The following is a 16,180-nucleotide window of genomic DNA, read 5'->3' as shown; positions in this document are numbered from 1 at the left end:
AACAGCACGGACTACACCGATCTCTAAAGACTTGGTAGCACTGGCCGCCCATCCGCCAAACACTTCAAGATTAAATGCGCCTGCAGCGCAGATGATGCCTGAACTATACGCTCACAAAGCGATAGCCCCACGACAGTATTCCCTCTCTGACAGCATAAGCTGTTTGCTGCCATAGTGGTGAATGCTGCGGCGCGATATCTTCAGCGCCCGAACAGGAAGCTCCAGCTCTGCATGCCTATATAGGTCATGACCAGCGACCCCAGCAGATGCAGGGCCGACCAGCCCAGAGCCGTCGCCAGGCGCTGCTGCTGCAACAGGCCTATGACCTCCGCCGAGAAGCTCGAGAAGGTGGTGAGCGCTCCCAGAAAGCCGGTGATGATGGCCAGCCGCCATGCGGGATCCAGCTGCGGCATGGCCTGGAACAGCGCCACGCAGACGCCGATCAGATAGCCGCCAATCAGATTGGAGGCCAGCGTGCCCCAGGGCAGGCCGGCTCCGGTGCTGAGCCACAGGCCCAGCCACCAGCGCGAGAGCGCGCCTATGCAGGCGCCGGTGCAAATAGCAAGAATATTGAGCATGGCCGCCAATCTAGCGCAAGAGCGGCGAGTCTGCAGCGACGGCTCAAGGCTTGGCGGAGTCCGCGGCCTCGGCGGCCTCCGTCGCCTCTTCCTCCTCGACCGGCTCGTTGAGCACCAGGCTGCTCAAGGTGGGCGGCACGGCCTCGCCAGCGCGGCGCGAGCGGAACAGCGCGGCGCGCATCAGGAAGATGGTGGTGATGGGCACGGTCACGGCGATGAAGATCGCAATCAGCACCGAGTGCATGACAAAGCCCTGGCCGCTGACGGAAAAGTAAATCCATGTGGCGTGCATGCTGAGCCAGCAGCCCATGGTGGCAATGATGGAGGGCGAGTGCACACGCTCGAAATAGCTCTTGAGCCGCCACAGCCCCATGGAGCCTATGAGGGCGATCAGCGCGCCGCCGAACACCAGGGCGGCCACCAGGATCTGGGCCCACAGCGGCAGCTCCACGGCAATGGTTTCGGTGCTCATTCGATCACCTCGCCGCGCAGCAGGAACTTGGCCATGGCGGTGGAGCCCACGCAACCGAACAAGGCCACCAGCAGCGCCGCCTCGAAGTAATTGGTGCTGTCATACAGAATGCCCATGTCCAGCATGATGAGCATGCCGTTGAGATACATGCAGTCCAGCGCCAGCACCCGGTCCTGCGCATGCGGCCCCTTGAGCAGGCGCAGCACCGCGCAGCCCATGGCCACCACCAGCATGACCAGCGAAGCGATCAGCACCCAATAAAACCAGGGGTTCATTCGAAAATCTCCATCAGCGGGCGCTCATAGCATTGCTTGATGTGGTCCACCACCTGCTGCGCGGACTCCACTTCCAGCGCATGGATCAGCAGCACCGAGCGGTCGCGCGAAATCTCGGCCCAGGCCGTACCCGGCGTGATGCAGACGATCATGGCCAGCACCGCCAGGCCGTTGGGATCGCGCAGATCCAGCGGAATGGACACGAAAGCCGCGGGGTGGCGACGCATCCTGGGAAACAGCAGAAAGCGCAGCACATTGAAGTTGGACACCGAGGTATCCCAGACCACGCGCAGCGCCAGCTTGATGATGGTCAGCGGATGGCTCACGCGCACCGGCAGGGGACGCAGGCCGCGCAGCAGCACCGGAATGAGCAGGCCCAGAATCAGTCCCAGCAGAATCTGCCCGGCGCTGACCGAGCGGTTGAGCAGCAGCCACAGCAGCAGCAGGGCCACGGACAGCAGGGGTGCGGGGAAGATGCTCTTCACAATGGTTTTCATGGCTTGCTCCCCGGCTTCTGCGCCAGGGGCAGAACCGTGGGTGCGGCAATGCCGGGCACGGGCTGCGCCTGCATTTCCTGGGCCGCGGCACGCGCCGCCGCTTCGGGGCTGGCGCTCTCCTGCGCCTGTTTCTGCTGCGGCGCCGGGATCGGCGCCAGGCCCATCACGGTACGCACATAGACATCGGGCGAATGCAGGGCGTTGGCGGCCCGCAGCGTGTAGCGCATCACATCGTCGGCCTTGACGGTCAGGGCCACGCAGCACAGCAGCAGCGCAGCGATGGGCAGGGCCTCGGCCAGCTTGAGCGAGGGAGCGCTCTGCTCCGGGCTGGCCCAGAAATGGCGGATGCCGGCGCGCGTGAGCGCAATCAGCGCCAGCAACCCGGTGCCTATGAGCAGCGCCACCATGGTCCAGCCGGCCCAGCCGGCCTGCACGCCATTGGAGGTGCCCAGGCCCAGGGGGTTGAGCAAGGTGGTCAGCATGGCGAACTTGCCCACAAAGCCCGACAGCGGCGGCAGGCCCGAGATGAGCAGGGTGCAGACCAGAAAGCTCAGGCCGACGAAGGCCGCGGCCGCGGGGAAGGCCCGGCCTATCAGCAGTTCCTCGTCGTCGTCGAGATTGAAGCCTTCGGAGGGCAGCAGCTCGGCATTGAGGAACGGCGCTTCGTCGTCCTCATAGGGCTCGCCCGCATCGTCATCCGCGCGCCAGCGGTCCACCACATCGGCGATCAGGAACAGCGCCGCCACGGCCAGCGTGGAGCCCGGCAGATAATACAGCAGGCCCGCGGTCAGCAGGTTCTGCCCGAAGCCCGTGGCGGCCAGCAGGGTGCCCGAGGACAGAATCGCCGCAAAGCCGGCCAGATGCGTGAGCCGCTGCGAACCCAGCATGCCCAGGGCCCCGTAGGCCATGGTCAGCATGCCACCCACGATCAGCCAGGTGCTGCCGAACAGGGCCGAGGCACCGGCTTCGGAGCTGAACAGCAGCGTCCACAGCCTCAGGATCACATAGACGCCGACCTTGGTCATGAGCGCAAACAGCGCACCCACGGGGGCCGTGGCGGCGCTGTAGCCGGGCACCAGCCAGAAGTTGAGCGGCCAGACCGCGGCCTTGATCAGAAAAGCCGTGCCCAGCACGCCCGCGGCCGCATGCAGCAGGCCGCGGTCCGCGTCGCGCACCAGAGGGATGGCGCGCGCCAGATCCGCCATATTGAGCGTGCCCGTGATGCCGTAGAGCATGGACACGCCGATCAGGAACAGCGAGGACGCTGCCAGATTGATGGCGATGTAGTGCAGGCCGGCCTGGATGCGAGTGCGGCCCGAGCCATGCAGCAGCAGGCCGTAGGAGGCAGCGAGCATGATCTCGAAAAACACGAACAGATTGAACAGGTCGGCGGTGAGGAAGGCTCCGCTCAGCCCCATGAGCTGCAGCTGGAACAGCGGATGGAAATGCACCCCGGCCTTGTGCCAGCGCGCGGCCGAGAAGACCAGGGCCGCCAGCGCCACCACATAGGTCACCAGCAGCATCAGGGCCGTGAGCCTGTCCAGCGCCAGCGCGATGCCGAACGGTGCGGGCCAGTTGCCGGGCATGTAGACCGACATGGAGGAGCCCGCCTGATTGGCCCAGCCCAGCAGCATGACCACGACCACCAGTCCCAGGGCCGTGGACAGGATGTTCAGGCCCAGCTTGAGCCGCTGGCGCTCCTCGCGCAGAAACAGCATCAGCGCCGCCGTCAGCATGGGCAGCATGATGGGAGCCAGCATCAGATGCGGCATCAGGTACTCGGTCCAAGCCTTCATAGCATTTCCTGCTCGGTGCGCGAGTGCACGCCATCCACATGGTCGTTGCCCGAGGAGCCGCGCGAGGCCAGCAGCACCACCAGAAACAGCGCCGTCATGGCGAAGCCGATGACGATGGCCGTCAGCACCAGGGCCTGCGGCATGGGGTCGGCGTAATGGGCCAGATCGGTGGGTACGCCGTTTTGCAGCACCGGCGTCTTGTTGATGGCCAGCCCCTGGCGCCCCATGGAGAAAATAAACAGGTTGACCGCATACGACAGCAGCGCCAGCCCCATGATGACCTGATAGCTACGGGGGCGCAGCAGCAGCCAGACGCCCGAGCCCGTCAATATTCCGATGGCAATAGCAAGCACAATTTCCATTACTGCGCCCTCTGGTGGAAAGCTGGCGCGGCCAGGGATGCCGAGCAAGGGCCGCCCCGCAGCGAGGGCATCGTTCCCCTCCAGAAGAGAGAGGGGGAAGCGGCATAGCCGCTCAGGGGGTGTTTCATTGCAAACCTCCTCGTGCCAGAGCTTCGGCGGTAGCGGCCTGCACGGCGGCCTCGGCCTTTCTGGCTTCCTGTTCCTGCTCCTCCAGCATGCGCGCATGGAAGCGATGGCCGCGCACCGATTGGTGGGCAATCGCCGTCAATATCAGCATGGTGGAGCCGACCACGAGGGCAAACACCCCGATGTCAAAAAACGTGGCACTGGCGATGTGCACATGGCCGACCACGGGCAGATGCAGATCGAAGCTGTGACTGGTCAGGAAAGGATAGCCCGCGGCGATGGACCCCAGGCCCGTGCCCAGGGCGAACAGCAGGCCGGCCGCGATCCAGCGACGCGGATACAGCGGCAGGTGAGCCTCCACCCAGTGCGTGCCGGAGATGATGTACTGCATGAGCAGGGCCACCGAAAACACCAGCCCCGCCACAAAACCGCCGCCGGGCTGGTTGTGGCCGCGCACAAAGATATAGGCTGCGACCAGCGTTGCGAAAGGCAGCAGCAAGCGCACCAGCACGGCGGGCACCATGAGGTAGCCCACGGCCGTATCGCTGGCATTGCGCGGGTTGAGCAGATCGGTCTGCAGATCGCCCGGCACATAGCGCTGCTGCTCGGGGATGTCCATGGCTTCGCGCGCGGGGCGGAAGCGGCGCAGCAGCGCATAGATGACGATGGCCACGATGCCCAGCACCACGATCTCGCCGAAGGTGTCGAAGCCGCGGAAGTCCACCAGCATCACATTGACCACATTGGTGCCGCCGCCGCCGCTCAGCGCATGCTCGAGGAAAAAGGTGGAGGTGCTTTCATAGAACGGCCGGCTCATCATGGCGAACGCCAGCCAGGCCATGCCGCCGCCGGCGATCAGGGACAGCACCAGATCGCGCAGGCGGCGCGCCCTGGCGCGCGCGTCCACGTTGTCGGCGGTGCGCATGTTCTTGTCGCGCTTGGGCAGCCAGCGCAGGCCCAGCAGTATCAGCACCGTGGTCACGACCTCGACCACCAGCTGGGTCAGGGCCAGGTCGGGCGCGGAGAACCAGAGAAAGGTCAGCACCGTGCACAGCCCCGTGCCGCCCAGCATGATCAAGGCCGTCATACGGTGGTACTTGGCTTTCCAGGCCGTGCCCAGCGCGCCCAGGCCGCCTATGACCCAGAGCAGCACAAAGGCCGTGGAGGTCGGCAGGGTGCCGCGGTTGCCGAGCTTCAGGCCCCAGGTCCACAGCGGCAGCGCCGCCGCCGCCAGCGCCACGCAGACCAGCCACAGCATCTGCCACTGCAGGCGGCGCGTGGACAGCTTGCGCCGCCCCACCCTACCCAGCTGGGTGAGGCGGGCCAGCAGATTCTCGAAGATGCTGCGTCCGCTGACACGCCCCAGCACCGGCGTGGTGTCGAAGTGCCCGGCCTCGCGCTGCCAGCGCAGCATGGTGTAGAGCACGATGCCGCCGGTCAGGGCCACCAGGCTCATGATCAGCGGCATGTTCCAGCCATGCCAGATCGCCAGGCTGTACTCGGGCAGCTCGCCTCCCACCACGGGGGCTGCGGCGGTCGCCAGAAAGCCGCCCACGGCCCAGGCAGGGAAGATGCCGACGATCAGACAGGCCAGCACCAGCAGCTCCACCGGCACGCGCATCCAGTGCGGCGGCTCATGCGGCTCGTGCGGCAGGTCCGTGGCCTTGGGGCCATAAAACACATCGGCGGTAAAGCGCAGCGAATAGGCCACGCTGAACATGCCGGCCACCGTGGCCAGCACGGGCAGCACCGTCTTGATCCAGGGCGCAGCCTCCAGATAGACGGTCTCGGCAAAAAACATCTCCTTGGAGATAAAGCCGTTGAGCAAGGGCACGCCGGCCATGGCCGCGCTCGCCACGCAGGCCAGGGTGGCGGTGATCGGCATCATATGGCGCAGGCCCGAGAGACGGCGGATATCGCGCGTGCCGCTTTCATGGTCCACGATGCCGGCCGCCATGAAGAGCGAGGCCTTGAAGGTCGCGTGGTTCATGATGTGGAATACCGCCGCCACGGCGGCCAGCTTGCTGTTGAGCCCCAGCAGCAAGGTGATCAGCCCCAGATGCGAAATCGTGGAATAGGCCAGCAAACCCTTCAGATCATGCTGGAACATCGCGCAATAGCCGCCGATCAGCAAGGTCAGCGCCCCTGCGCCGCCGACCAGCCAGAACCAGGCATCGGTGTCGCCCAGCACCGGCCACATGCGCGCCAGCAGGAACACCCCGGCCTTGACCATGGTGGCCGAGTGCAGATAGGCCGAGACCGGCGTGGGCGCGGCCATGGCATTGGGCAGCCAGAACTGGAACGGGAACTGTGCACTTTTGGTCAGCGCGCCCAACAGGATCAGCACCAGCGCCACCGGATACAGATGGCTGCCGCGTATCTGCTGGCCGGCCGCCAGCACATTGTCCAGGTCATAGCTGCCCACGATATGGCCCAGCACCAGCATGCCAACCAGCATGGCCAGGCCGCCCGTGCCCGTCACCGTGAGCGCCATGCGCGCACCGCGCCGCGCGTCCTTGCGGTGGTACCAGTAGCCGATGAGCAGAAAGGAGAAAAGACTGGTCAGCTCCCAGAAGAACACCAGCTGGATGATGTTGCCCGAGAGCACCACGCCCGCCATGGCTCCCATGAAGGCCAGGAAAAAGGAGAAAAAGCGCGGCACCGGGTCGGCCGGCGACATGTAATAGCGCGCATAAAGCACGACCAGCGCGCCTATGCCGAACACCAGCATGGAAAACAGCCAGGCGAAGCCGTCCATGCGTATGACCAGATTCAGCCCCAGCGCCGGCAGCCACTCGAGCTCCTGCCTCAGCACCGCTCCGTCGGCCACTTCGGGGAACAGCAGCGCAACCTGAACGGCACAGGCCAGGGCAATGATGCCGGCCAGAGTGGACTCTGTATTGCGCGCGTTTGCGGGCAACAGGGCAGCCAGCAGGCTGCCTGCAAAGGGCAGGAGTATGAGGTAGATCAGGGGCATGGGCGATTTATTCTAGAGGCAGCTCCCATTTTTTCCGCTATAAAAACCTGAGCATTCGACAGACTTTAGACTACCGATAACCTGTACTTGATGTCCAGAAGTTCGTCGAATACGCAGCTTGCCGGCAAATGCGAATGCGGCTTCCTCAGCACACCAAGCTTCCGCAGGGTTTGCAGCCAACCCTCCGCTCCATGCATTTTTCCAGGCGCCAGCCCTCTGCCAATCCATGCATATCGCCGCCACCGGTGCTGCGCGACGTGGCGCTGGCCAATGCCCATCTGCACAAAACTCCTTGACCCCTGTCATGCCCGACCTTCAGCAACTCAAGCAACTTCTGGCGCCCTGGGGCGAGCTTCGCCCACAAGCGGCTTCCGACTGGCGCGGAACCCGCCCTCTTCCCCAGGAACTGGTCTGCCTGTATGAGCAGATCGGTCCCTGGGGCCAGGTGTTCCATGAGCGCGTAGGCCCCGTGGGGAGTACTCTTGCCGTGGGCGGCAACCCGGTCTGCATTCCGCCGTTGCACAAGCTGTTCGATCTGCAATCGGGTTACGCCTGGCGCTCCAGCCCCGCGCAGCCCCTGCCAGACTGGCCCGAGCACTGGCTGGTCGTCGCCGAACAAGGCGGCGACCCATTCATTCTGGATACCCTCGGCGGACAGGTGCTGTTTGCCTTCCACGGCGCGGGACGCTGGGAGCCCCGGCCGTTCGCCGGGGATCTGTTCACTGCCATAGGAGCTCTGGCAACGGTGGCCAACACCCATGAAACCTTGGGCGAGCAGGAGCTCGATCCCGACGAGGGACTGACTCCCCCGGGCCGCGCCAGGATCATGACCGAGCTGGCCCTGTTTCTGGGCAGCGAGGAGCAGGCCGGGCTTATGCTTGCGGCCTGGGAGTACTACGAATAGTCTGCCTCACCTCATCGCTGCACTCATCACTGCACGCGGTGCGGGCGGCGGTGCAAAAGCCGATACCACCATGAAAGCGCTGGAACTCAAGATACCGCCACCCGTCGTCGCCCTGCTCTGCGCGGCCGCCATGTATGCCGTCGGCCGTGCCGCGCCGGCCGCGGCCTTGGGAACGGCCGTCCCCGTCCTGTGGGTCGCCCTGCCTGCCTTGCTGGGTCTGAGCGCGGACCTGGCCGGAGTCTGGGCTTTTCACCGGCATCGCACCACCGTCAACCCTCTGACTCCGCAAAAATCTTCGGCCGTGGTGCAAAGCGGTATCTACCGCTTCACGCGCAACCCCATGTATCTGGGCATGGCGCTTTTGCTCACGGCCTGGTGGCTATGGCTGGGCAACTGGCTGTCCCTGCTGGTCCTGCCGGTGTTTGTGCTCTACATCACCGCGTTCCAGATCAAGCCCGAGGAGCGCATTCTGCTGGCCAAGTTCGGGACGCAATACCAAAGCTATCTGCTGCGCACCAGGCGCTGGATCTGAATTCAGGCCGCCAGCCGGAATATCGACCGCCGCAGCATCTGCGGCCAAGCCCATGACGATGACAAACTCCCCGAAACCATGCTCCATGCCCATCGAGAACGGCCTGCCCAGGATTCTGGTCAGCGCCTGCCTGCTGGGCCAGCCCGTGCGCTACGATGGCGGGCACAAGGCCGTGCAGCATCCGGTGTTGCAAGACTGGCTGACACAGGGGCTGGTCATAGCCAGCTGCCCCGAAGCGGCCGGCGGCCTGCCGACGCCGCGCCCCGCCGCCGAGATCGTGGCCCCGCCCCGGCCCCATGGCTCGGCTGGCATGGCCGTGCTGCAAGGACGGGCCCGGGTGCTCAGCGCTGATGGCGAGGATGTCTCCGCCGCATTCCGCAGCGGTGCCGAGCAGGCCCTGGCCCTGGCGCGCAAGCACGGGATTCGGCTTGCCGTGCTCAAGCAGTCGAGCCCGTCCTGCGGCGGCCGCGACATCTACGACGGCAGCTTTGGCGGCCGGCGCATTGCGGGCCAGGGCGTGACCGCGGCCTTGCTGAGCCAGGCCGGCATCGCGATATTCGATGAACAGCAGTGGGATGAGGCCCATGCCTGCTGGCTGGCAATAAGGCACGGGGTCGGCTAAAGCGCCCTGCCAAACTGAGCGCACAGCTACGCATTGAATAGCAGCAAGACATCCGGGCGGCGCGGAGATAGGCAATACTCAGGTCATGCGCTTTTTGCTGATCCCCTTGATGCTGGTTGCGGGCCTGGGCCTGCTGCTCTGTGCGCTCGCCCAGCTGGCGGCCATCGCCGGCCTGCTGCCCTCCCTACAGAGCCACCTGAGCGAGAGCGTGCAGACGGCGGCGGCCACCATTCTCGGCGGCGGCATTTTTGCGGTCTGGTTTCCCGCGGTGCTGCTGGCCCAGCGCATCAACAGCGGCGGTCGTGCCAAGTTTTCCTGGAAGCAGGTGCTGGCCGGCTGCCCGCCGTGGATGATCTATGCGGTCTATGGAATTTTTGCCTATGCCCTGGTCAACTTTCTGCTCGCCATCGCCAGCAGGGACACGGACATGGCCAAAGGTGTGCGCCTGTTCTCAGGTCATGCCATGGTGTTCTACGGCGCGGCTTTCTGCATTTTTTTCTCGAGCTGGAGACGGCCCGACCTGCTGCGCACCCGCTGCTGCCCGGCAGGCCATGAAGTGGCCCATGAGGACAGGTTCTGCCCCGTATGCGGCCTGGCCGTGACCCAGGGCGCCGAGGGCAGCTGATTCCCAAGCCCCTGTACGCAGCACCGATGCTCGAAGCGACGCATACTGACGCCCGGCTCCAGATTCAAACCCAGACCTTATCGCCCGCCCATGCCCACAACTTCCTCTCCCATAGGCATTTTTGACAGCGGTGTCGGCGGTCTCAGCGTGCTGCAGGCGCTGCGCCACGAGCTGCCCCATGAGAGCTTTGTGTATCTGGCCGACAGCGGCAACGCCCCCTACGGCGATGCACGCGGCGACGCCTTCGTCCAGGAGCGCACACTGGCCATCGCCCAGCATCTATGCGAGCGCCACGGCATCAAGATACTGGTCATCGCCTGCAACACGGCGACGGCAGCCGCCGTCGAGATGCTGCGCGCGCAGATGCCTGAGCTGCCCGTGATCGGCGTGGAGCCCGCGATCAAGCCCGCCTCCTTTTCCAGCCAGACCCACCATGTGGGCGTCATGGCCACACGCGGCACGGTCGGCAGCCAGCGTGTTGCCAGGCTCGTGGCCGAGCATGGCCAGCGTGCCCGCTTCCATCTCCAGGCCTGCGACGGCCTGGCCAAGGCGATAGAGCGCAGCACCGAACAGCCGCTGCCGCAGCAACCGGAAACCTCCGAAATCAGAGCACTCTGCGCAAAGTACACCAGCGCTTTAGGCAGTTTTGGCCTGAAAACCGGGCAGATGGATACGCTGGTGCTGGGCTGCACCCACTATGTGTTTGTCAAGGACGAGCTGCGCGCGCTGCTGGGGCCTGACATTCAGTTGCTGGACACCGGCGCGCCCGTCGCGCGCCAGACCCGCCGCATGCTGGAGCAGCGCGCCCTGCTCGCGCGCGAAACCGATGAACGGCAGCTGGCGCCGGCGCAGCAGATCCGGCTCGTGACCACGGGGGCGCTGCCCGCACTCGAGGCGGCCGCCCAGCGCTGGCTGGAGCTGCCCGCCAGCTGCTGCAGCCATGTGGACGTGAGCTCGCCCAGCGCGCTCGCCATTGCGGCCTGAGCCGCTCAGGTCCAAAGCGGCTCGCCGCCCGCGTCCAGATAGCTGAGATAAAAGCGCACATCGAATTCGAGCTGGTGGTAGTCCGGCTCCATATGCGTGCATAGCTGATAGAAGGCCTTGTCGTGATCCATGATGCGGATATGGGCCAGCTCATGCACGCAGATCATGCGCAGGAAAGCATCGGGCGCCTGCTTGAACATGGTGGCCACATGGATCTCGTGGCGAGCGTTGAGCTTGCCGCCATGCGCTATGGCGCGGCGCGTGTGCAGGCCCAGCGCATTGCGCACCACATGAATCTTGCTGTCGTAGGCCACCTTGTGCAGCTGGCCTGCATTGCGCAGATATTCGGCCTTGATCTCGTCCACATAGGCGTAGAGCGCCTTGTCCGTGCGCACCGCATGGGCCTGCGGATATTTGCGCCGCAGCCACTCCCCGGCCTTGCCCGCCTGCAGCCAGTCACGCACCTGGTTCTGCAGCGCAGGCGCATAGCCGCTCAGATACGGCAAAGCCAGCGCCGAGGCACCCGCCGCGGCCTCGCGCCGCGGCATGATCGCACCTGAGTACTTGGGCGTGGGAATGGGCTTCATATCGACGAAAAGCCCCAAAGGCGCTGCAGCCGCAGCGCCGGGGCTTGGTCTCGCTGGCGTCGGTTGACGACGACGCTCAATGCAGATGGCGCGGGCGGCGGTTGCCGCCATGGCCCGAACCCGAACCACCCAAGCCGCCGCGCGGCGGCTTGCCCAGCTCCAGCGAGCTGACCAGGGCCTCGAAACGCTCGGAGAACAGCTTGTCTATCTCCTGCACCACGCCGCCCAGCTCGGAGCCGTCGAAGTGGCGCTCCATGAGGTTGACGACATCCTGCACCAGCAGATCGCGCTGCACCTGCATGATGGCGGCGGGATTGGGGCCCACGAACAGCATCATGAAGTCATCGCGGCTCTGGACCTCGGGCGGAGCCTCTTCCTCATCGAACTCGGTGTCGTAGAACGTCACCTCGATGGCTGCGCCCTGGTCGGCCAGCTCGTTCAGGCCCATGCACATATCGTCCAGTGCCTGGCGGAAATCGTCGTCGCCGCGCACCGTCCAGCACATCTGCAGCACATGCTCCTTGGCATCGAACTGGATGCCCGGCTCCTCCTCGTAGAAGCTGGCCTCGCCGTCCGCCAGCGAGCGCGCACCCGCATAGGCCCACAAGGGGCGCAGCGCATCTTGCAGCTGCTCATACGTGACATCAGCACGGAGCAGAACCTGACCGTGGACATGGATTTCAAAAGCAGCGTTGTAACTAGACATCTTCATTCTCTTGGAGTGCAGGCCCCGCCAGCATGGCAGAACTACCGCCCCATCTTGCATCGAAGCCGGAGCTTTTCCAAGCTCCTTAACCAATGCCTGGCACCCCTGTGCCAAATAGCATTACAGAGAGAGATTTTCTCACCGAAGTCATAACCGCGCAGACTCGTGGACTCAACAGCGCTCAGAAGAAAATACCGTTGACCAGCAACCAGACCGAGAACCCCCACAGCGTCAATGCCGCCAGGCGCTGAAACACCTGGGGCTGCAGCCAGCGAACGCGGCCGGCCATGAGCACGGAGCCAAAGACAATCCACAGGCCGCCGATCGATGCCACCAACAGCACAAAGCTGCCCATGACTCCCGCATAGTTGGAGACGCTGAGCCAAGTCTGCACCGGAAACAGCGCCATCGCGAAGATCACGGCCTTGGGGTTGAGCAACGTCGCAATGAACAGTTCAAGGGGCTTGACCGAAACCAGCAGCTCCTGCAGCGGATCCCGCCTGGCTTGATACCAGAGCCGCAAGCCCAGTTTGGCGATATACAGGCCGCTGACCACCTTGATGAGGTTGATGACAAAAGGATAGTCATGCATCGTGGTGTTGAGCACCAGTCCCCAGATGCTGGTCGCACAGACATAGCCCAGACACTCAAAGGACAGCAAAGGAGCCGAGCGGCGCAGCCCCTGGCTGATACCCGAAGAGGCCAGCAAAGTATTCGTGGGCCCGGGCATGAGGAGAATGGTCGCAATGACCAGAAGAAAAGACCAATCTTTAACGTTCATCCCTGAACAAGCCCCGTGATCACGGCAGTACAGGGCATGTTTTGTTGCAATGCAGCAAGAATAACGACATCAAGAGGATTTTTCGATGCAGGGCACGGGAGCCGACAGGTTTCTGTCATCCATGTTTTAGGCGCCGAGAACGCTATTTTTCAGCGGCCGCAAAAGCAAAAAGGACTTCAAGGCCACAAGCCTGAAGTCCTCATCAACACCCTAAAAGAACTGGTGCCCCGAACCGGAATCGAACCGGTACGCTCCGTAAAGAGCGGCAGATTTTAAGTCTGCAGTGTCTACCAATTTCACCATCGGGGCCCACTTCAGGCGCTGGCGCATGCACCAGCGCAGAAGTATTGCATCAGCCATGCGACCAAGGCAATAAAAAAGGGAAGCTTTTGCTTCCCTTTTCAAAATTTGGAGCGGGAAAACGGGTTCGAACCGTCGACCTATACCTTGGCAAGGTATCGCTCTACCAACTGAGCTATTCCCGCATTTCTGAAAAGCATCTTGCTTCACAGAGCAGACTCAGATTATAGCCACGAATTTCACCCAGATTTGGGAAGCCGGCATTTTTTCGTTTTGCAGCCTTCAGGCCGGCTGTGCGGCCGCTTCCAGCTTCGCCTTGACGATCTGCACCAAGTCGCGCTTTTGCACCTTGTTGGAGGCGTTCACGGGCAGGCTGTCGAGCTGGAGCACAAAGCGCGGCACCTTGTAGTTGGCCATATTGGCACGGCACCAGGCGATGAACGCCTCGCGGTCCAGTCGCACGCCATTGCGTGCCACCACGCAGGCGCAGCCCACTTCGCCCATGCGCTCGTCGGCCACCCCCAGCACCGCCACCTGGGCCACGTCGGGGTGGTTGGAGAGCATGCGCTCGATCTCGGCCGGGTAGCAGTTGAAGCCGCCCACGATGAACATGTCCTTGAGGCGGTCGGTGATGCGCAGATAGCCGCGTTCGTCGAGCACGCCCACGTCGCCCGTGTGCAGCCAGCCATCGGCATCTATGGTTTCCGCCGTGGCCTGCTCGTCCTCGAAATAGCCTTGCATGATGTGATAGCCACGCAGCAGCACTTCGCCGGCTTCGCCGGCCGCCACGGGCAGCCCCTGCTCATCCACGCAGCGCACCTCGGTGCCGGGCAGGGCCTTGCCGCAGGTATTGGCCACCGTGCCCACATCATCGGCCGGATCACAGAGCGTGGCGCAGCCGCCGCACTCGGTCAGGCCGTAGGCCGTGGTCACATTCTTGATGCCCAGCTCTTCGCGCATGCGCCGGATCAGGATCGGCGGCACGGTGGAAGCACCGGTGACCGAGGACTGCATCGAACTCAGATCGAAGTTCTTGAGCCCCGGATGGGCCAGCATGGACAGGAACAGCGTGGGCGGCCCGGGCATGAAGCTGATGCGGTCGCTTTCGATGCGGCGCAAGATCGCGTCGGCGTCGAACACCTGCTCGGGATAGACGGTCGCACCCTGCAGCAGGGCCGCCACCCAGCCGGCCTTGTAGCCGAAAGTGTGGAAGAAGGGGTTGACGATCAGATAGCGGCTGCCCTCGCTCAGACCCACCACCTCGGACCAGGCCTTGAAGGCCAGAATCGTCGGCCGGTGCGCGCACATCACCCCCTTGGGGCGGCCCGTGGTGCCCGAGGTGAACATCAGGTCCGCCGTATCGTCGGGCCGGATCTGCGCTTCGCGCTGCAGCTGGGCCTGGGCATCGGTGCCCGCCGCCCTGGCCATGAACTGCTCCCAGCTCAGGTCGGCACTGGCCTGCACCTTGTCGCCCAGCACCACCAGATGCTCCAGCGTTGCCGGACGCAGGCCGCCGAGCAGGTCGGGGTAATAGTGGTTCAGGAAGTCGCCCACGCTGACCAGGACCTTGGCACGGCTGCGCTCCAGGATATCGGCGGCCTCGGCGCCCTTCATGCGCGTGTTCAGCGGCACCAGCACGGCGCCCGCGGCATGCACGCCGCAGGCCGCGACAATCCATTCGCTGAGATTGGGCGCCCACAGGGCCACGCGATCGCCGGCCTGCACCCCAAGCGTCATCAGCGCACGCGCCGCCTCGCGGCTGAGCTGCTGCAGCTGCTGGTAGCTGATGGACCTGCCATTCTCGACAATGGCCGCGCGGTCGGCGAAGCGGCCGGCCACATCGGCCAGCATGCCGGGCAGGGTCTGCCATGACTCCTGCGCCGCGCTCTGATTGATATTCGACATAAATTACTCCGGGAATTTGACGCGCAGCTTTTCGCTGGTGGGCACGGACTGGCAGGCCAGGGTCCACTTCTTGGCCAGGTCCTTGGCATCGAGCACCTCGTTGTGGCGCAGATGCACGCTGCCGTCCTGCACCTGGCACATGCAGGAAGCGCACATGCCGGCCTGGCAGGAGAACGGCACGTTGATGCCCGCGCGCAGGCCGGCTTCGAGCAGCGTTTCCGTGCCACCGCAGGTGAATTCGTATTCCTCGCCATCCAGGCGCAGCTGCACCACGGCCTCGTCGACGGCGGCCGCCACGGGAGCGGCCGCATCCTGCTGCTGCATCTGCTGCAGGGTTTCCTCGTCGGGCAGCGAGACGAAGCGCTCCACATGCACCTGCTCGGCGGCCATTCCCGCCTCGACCATGGCCGCCTGCGCCGCATCCATGAAGGGGCCGGGTCCGCAGATAAAGGCCTGACCCGCATCGGCAACCCAGGGCCTGGCCCAGGCCGCGAGCTGCTGCTGCGAGGGTGCGCCCTGGACCGAGTCCAGCCAGTGCACGATCTGCAGGCGCTGCGGGTATTCGGCGGCCAGCTGCTGCAGATCCTGCTTGAAGATCACCGAGCGCTCGTCGCGATTGGCATAGAACAGCACCACCTGGCCCTGGTGCTGCTTGAGCACGGTGCGCAGGATCGAGAAGACCGGCGTGATGCCGCTGCCGCCGGCCAGCAGCAGAAAGTTCTGCGCCAGATTCCTGGGCGAAAACAGGCCCGAGGGCGGCATGAGCTCGATGGTGTCGCCCACGCGCACCTTGTCGCAGACCCAGTTGGAGCCGCGCCCCTGGTGCACGCGCTTGACGGTCACGCGCAGCGCATCGTCCAGCGCCGGCGCACTGGACATGGAATAGCAGCGCGGCACATAGCGGCCTTCGATCGGCAGCCGCAAGGTCAGGAACTGGCCTGGACGGTAGCGGAACTGTTCCGCCAGGGTCTCGGGCACATCGAACACAATCGACTTGGTGTCATGCGTTTCGTCGATCACCGCACGCACCCGCAACGGGTGGTAGCGCGATGCGGCACCGTTGGCTTCACTGCTCATTTTTTATATACCCCTTACTCACTCACACTCTTTTGCGCAGCCTGGTGCCGACGCCCCGGCACCAGGCTGCCCCC

17 protein-coding genes and 2 tRNA genes are annotated in these 16,180 nt (G+C 64.5%); 5 read left to right on the top strand and 14 right to left on the bottom strand.

The features are described 5' to 3' along the window. Positions 1–200: 200 nt before the first annotated feature. The 7 genes from crcB to AB6724_RS16145 form a co-directional block, all read right to left on the bottom strand. A complete protein-coding gene (gene crcB / locus AB6724_RS16175) occupies positions 201–578 on the bottom strand; it encodes a fluoride efflux transporter CrcB (RefSeq protein WP_369339552.1) in 378 nt (125 codons plus the stop codon). A 43-nt stretch (positions 579–621) separates the two neighbouring features. After that, positions 622–1,050 carry a monovalent cation/H(+) antiporter subunit G gene (locus AB6724_RS16170; RefSeq protein ID WP_369339551.1) on the bottom strand — a complete coding sequence of 143 codons (429 nt, stop codon included), beginning with the start codon at positions 1,048–1,050 and terminating at the stop codon, positions 622–624. Then, the gene (locus AB6724_RS16165) at positions 1,047–1,325 is read right to left on the bottom strand and encodes a K+/H+ antiporter subunit F (protein ID WP_369339550.1); all 279 of its coding nucleotides are present in this window, start codon (positions 1,323–1,325) and stop codon (positions 1,047–1,049) included. The genes AB6724_RS16170 and AB6724_RS16165 overlap by 4 nt, the downstream gene beginning before the upstream one ends. Further along, entirely contained in the window at positions 1,322–1,822 is a 501-nt protein-coding gene (locus AB6724_RS16160; protein ID WP_369339549.1) for a Na+/H+ antiporter subunit E, read from the bottom strand. The genes AB6724_RS16165 and AB6724_RS16160 overlap by 4 nt, the downstream gene beginning before the upstream one ends. Then, a complete protein-coding gene (locus tag AB6724_RS16155) occupies positions 1,819–3,618 on the bottom strand; it encodes a monovalent cation/H+ antiporter subunit D (protein WP_369339548.1) in 1,800 nt (599 codons plus the stop codon). The genes AB6724_RS16160 and AB6724_RS16155 overlap by 4 nt, the downstream gene beginning before the upstream one ends. After that, positions 3,615–3,980: a Na+/H+ antiporter subunit C gene (locus AB6724_RS16150; RefSeq protein ID WP_369339547.1), complete on the bottom strand. Its 366-nt coding sequence runs from the start codon at positions 3,978–3,980 to the stop codon at positions 3,615–3,617. Before AB6724_RS16150 ends, AB6724_RS16155 begins: the two co-directional genes overlap by 4 nt. Before the next feature lie 124 nt (positions 3,981–4,104). Further along, the gene (locus AB6724_RS16145) at positions 4,105–7,083 is read right to left on the bottom strand and encodes a monovalent cation/H+ antiporter subunit A (protein WP_369339546.1); all 2,979 of its coding nucleotides are present in this window, start codon (positions 7,081–7,083) and stop codon (positions 4,105–4,107) included. A gap of 304 nt (positions 7,084–7,387) precedes the next feature. On the opposite strand from AB6724_RS16145, the gene AB6724_RS16140 reads away from it, so the two are divergent. The 5 genes from AB6724_RS16140 (at position 7,388) to murI (ending at position 10,750) form a co-directional block, all read left to right on the top strand. Next, positions 7,388–7,987, top strand: a complete 600-nt coding sequence (locus AB6724_RS16140; protein WP_369339545.1) for a hypothetical protein — start codon at positions 7,388–7,390, stop codon at positions 7,985–7,987. Between the two features lie 70 nt (positions 7,988–8,057). Next, on the top strand, positions 8,058–8,519 hold the full coding sequence (locus tag AB6724_RS16135) for a methyltransferase family protein (protein ID WP_369339544.1): 462 nt from the start codon (positions 8,058–8,060) through the stop codon (positions 8,517–8,519). Between the two features lie 103 nt (positions 8,520–8,622). Beyond that, positions 8,623–9,141, top strand: a complete 519-nt coding sequence (locus tag AB6724_RS16130; protein ID WP_369339591.1) for a 2-thiouracil desulfurase family protein — start codon at positions 8,623–8,625, stop codon at positions 9,139–9,141. Between the two features lie 85 nt (positions 9,142–9,226). Further along, positions 9,227–9,766: a hypothetical protein gene (locus AB6724_RS16125; protein ID WP_369339543.1), complete on the top strand. Its 540-nt coding sequence runs from the start codon at positions 9,227–9,229 to the stop codon at positions 9,764–9,766. Positions 9,767–9,856: 90 nt separating this feature from the next. Continuing rightward, on the top strand, positions 9,857–10,750 hold the full coding sequence (murI, locus tag AB6724_RS16120; protein ID WP_369339542.1) for a glutamate racemase: 894 nt from the start codon (positions 9,857–9,859) through the stop codon (positions 10,748–10,750). A 5-nt stretch (positions 10,751–10,755) separates the two neighbouring features. Here the strand turns inward: murI and AB6724_RS16115 are convergent, their stop codons facing one another. The 7 genes from AB6724_RS16115 to AB6724_RS16085 form a co-directional block, all read right to left on the bottom strand. Next, positions 10,756–11,337 (bottom strand): YgjP-like metallopeptidase domain-containing protein, encoded by a 582-nt coding sequence (locus AB6724_RS16115; RefSeq protein ID WP_369339541.1) that lies wholly within the window; start codon positions 11,335–11,337, stop codon positions 10,756–10,758. Between the two features lie 76 nt (positions 11,338–11,413). Next, on the bottom strand, positions 11,414–12,043 hold the full coding sequence (locus AB6724_RS16110; RefSeq protein ID WP_369339540.1) for a DUF6806 family protein: 630 nt from the start codon (positions 12,041–12,043) through the stop codon (positions 11,414–11,416). A 181-nt stretch (positions 12,044–12,224) separates the two neighbouring features. Further along, the gene (locus AB6724_RS16105; protein ID WP_369339539.1) at positions 12,225–12,773 is read right to left on the bottom strand and encodes a LysE family translocator; all 549 of its coding nucleotides are present in this window, start codon (positions 12,771–12,773) and stop codon (positions 12,225–12,227) included. Positions 12,774–13,044: 271 nt separating this feature from the next. Beyond that, positions 13,045–13,133: transfer RNA gene (locus AB6724_RS16100), tRNA-Leu, on the bottom strand. Positions 13,134–13,233: 100 nt separating this feature from the next. Further along, positions 13,234–13,309: transfer RNA gene (locus AB6724_RS16095), tRNA-Gly, on the bottom strand. 97 nt (positions 13,310–13,406) lie between these two features. Beyond that, the gene (locus tag AB6724_RS16090; protein ID WP_369339538.1) at positions 13,407–15,029 is read right to left on the bottom strand and encodes a FadD3 family acyl-CoA ligase; all 1,623 of its coding nucleotides are present in this window, start codon (positions 15,027–15,029) and stop codon (positions 13,407–13,409) included. A gap of 3 nt (positions 15,030–15,032) precedes the next feature. After that, positions 15,033–16,106, bottom strand: a complete 1,074-nt coding sequence (locus AB6724_RS16085; protein WP_369339537.1) for a 2Fe-2S iron-sulfur cluster-binding protein — start codon at positions 16,104–16,106, stop codon at positions 15,033–15,035. Positions 16,107–16,180: the final 74 nt, after the last annotated feature.

The sequence above is a fragment of the Comamonas guangdongensis genome (assembly GCF_041079535.1).
GTDB classification, from domain to species: Bacteria; Pseudomonadota; Gammaproteobacteria; order Burkholderiales; family Burkholderiaceae_C; genus Comamonas; species Comamonas guangdongensis.
Note: the sequence above shows the minus strand (reverse complement) of the source record. Positions and strands in the feature narration are given on the sequence as shown.

Excerpts from the sequence above, each read along its gene's own strand:
- crcB (WP_369339552.1), bottom strand. The coding sequence starts at position 578 with ATGCTCAATATTCTTGCTATTTGCACCGGCGCCTGCATAGGCGCGCTC.
- murI (WP_369339542.1), top strand. The coding sequence starts at position 9,857 with ATGCCCACAACTTCCTCTCCCATAGGCATTTTTGACAGCGGTGTCGGC.
- AB6724_RS16160 (WP_369339549.1), bottom strand. The coding sequence starts at position 1,822 with ATGAAAACCATTGTGAAGAGCATCTTCCCCGCACCCCTGCTGTCCGTG.
- AB6724_RS16135 (WP_369339544.1), top strand. The coding sequence starts at position 8,058 with ATGAAAGCGCTGGAACTCAAGATACCGCCACCCGTCGTCGCCCTGCTC.
- AB6724_RS16110 (WP_369339540.1), bottom strand. The coding sequence starts at position 12,043 with ATGTCTAGTTACAACGCTGCTTTTGAAATCCATGTCCACGGTCAGGTT.
- AB6724_RS16115 (WP_369339541.1), bottom strand. The coding sequence starts at position 11,337 with ATGAAGCCCATTCCCACGCCCAAGTACTCAGGTGCGATCATGCCGCGG.
- AB6724_RS16145 (WP_369339546.1), bottom strand. The coding sequence starts at position 7,083 with ATGCCCCTGATCTACCTCATACTCCTGCCCTTTGCAGGCAGCCTGCTG.
- AB6724_RS16085 (WP_369339537.1), bottom strand. The coding sequence starts at position 16,106 with ATGAGCAGTGAAGCCAACGGTGCCGCATCGCGCTACCACCCGTTGCGG.
- AB6724_RS16170 (WP_369339551.1), bottom strand. The coding sequence starts at position 1,050 with ATGAGCACCGAAACCATTGCCGTGGAGCTGCCGCTGTGGGCCCAGATC.
- AB6724_RS16155 (WP_369339548.1), bottom strand. The coding sequence starts at position 3,618 with ATGAAGGCTTGGACCGAGTACCTGATGCCGCATCTGATGCTGGCTCCC.
- AB6724_RS16165 (WP_369339550.1), bottom strand. The coding sequence starts at position 1,325 with ATGAACCCCTGGTTTTATTGGGTGCTGATCGCTTCGCTGGTCATGCTG.
- AB6724_RS16125 (WP_369339543.1), top strand. The coding sequence starts at position 9,227 with ATGCGCTTTTTGCTGATCCCCTTGATGCTGGTTGCGGGCCTGGGCCTG.
- AB6724_RS16105 (WP_369339539.1), bottom strand. The coding sequence starts at position 12,773 with ATGCCCGGGCCCACGAATACTTTGCTGGCCTCTTCGGGTATCAGCCAG.
- AB6724_RS16150 (WP_369339547.1), bottom strand. The coding sequence starts at position 3,980 with ATGGAAATTGTGCTTGCTATTGCCATCGGAATATTGACGGGCTCGGGC.
- AB6724_RS16140 (WP_369339545.1), top strand. The coding sequence starts at position 7,388 with ATGCCCGACCTTCAGCAACTCAAGCAACTTCTGGCGCCCTGGGGCGAG.
- AB6724_RS16090 (WP_369339538.1), bottom strand. The coding sequence starts at position 15,029 with ATGTCGAATATCAATCAGAGCGCGGCGCAGGAGTCATGGCAGACCCTG.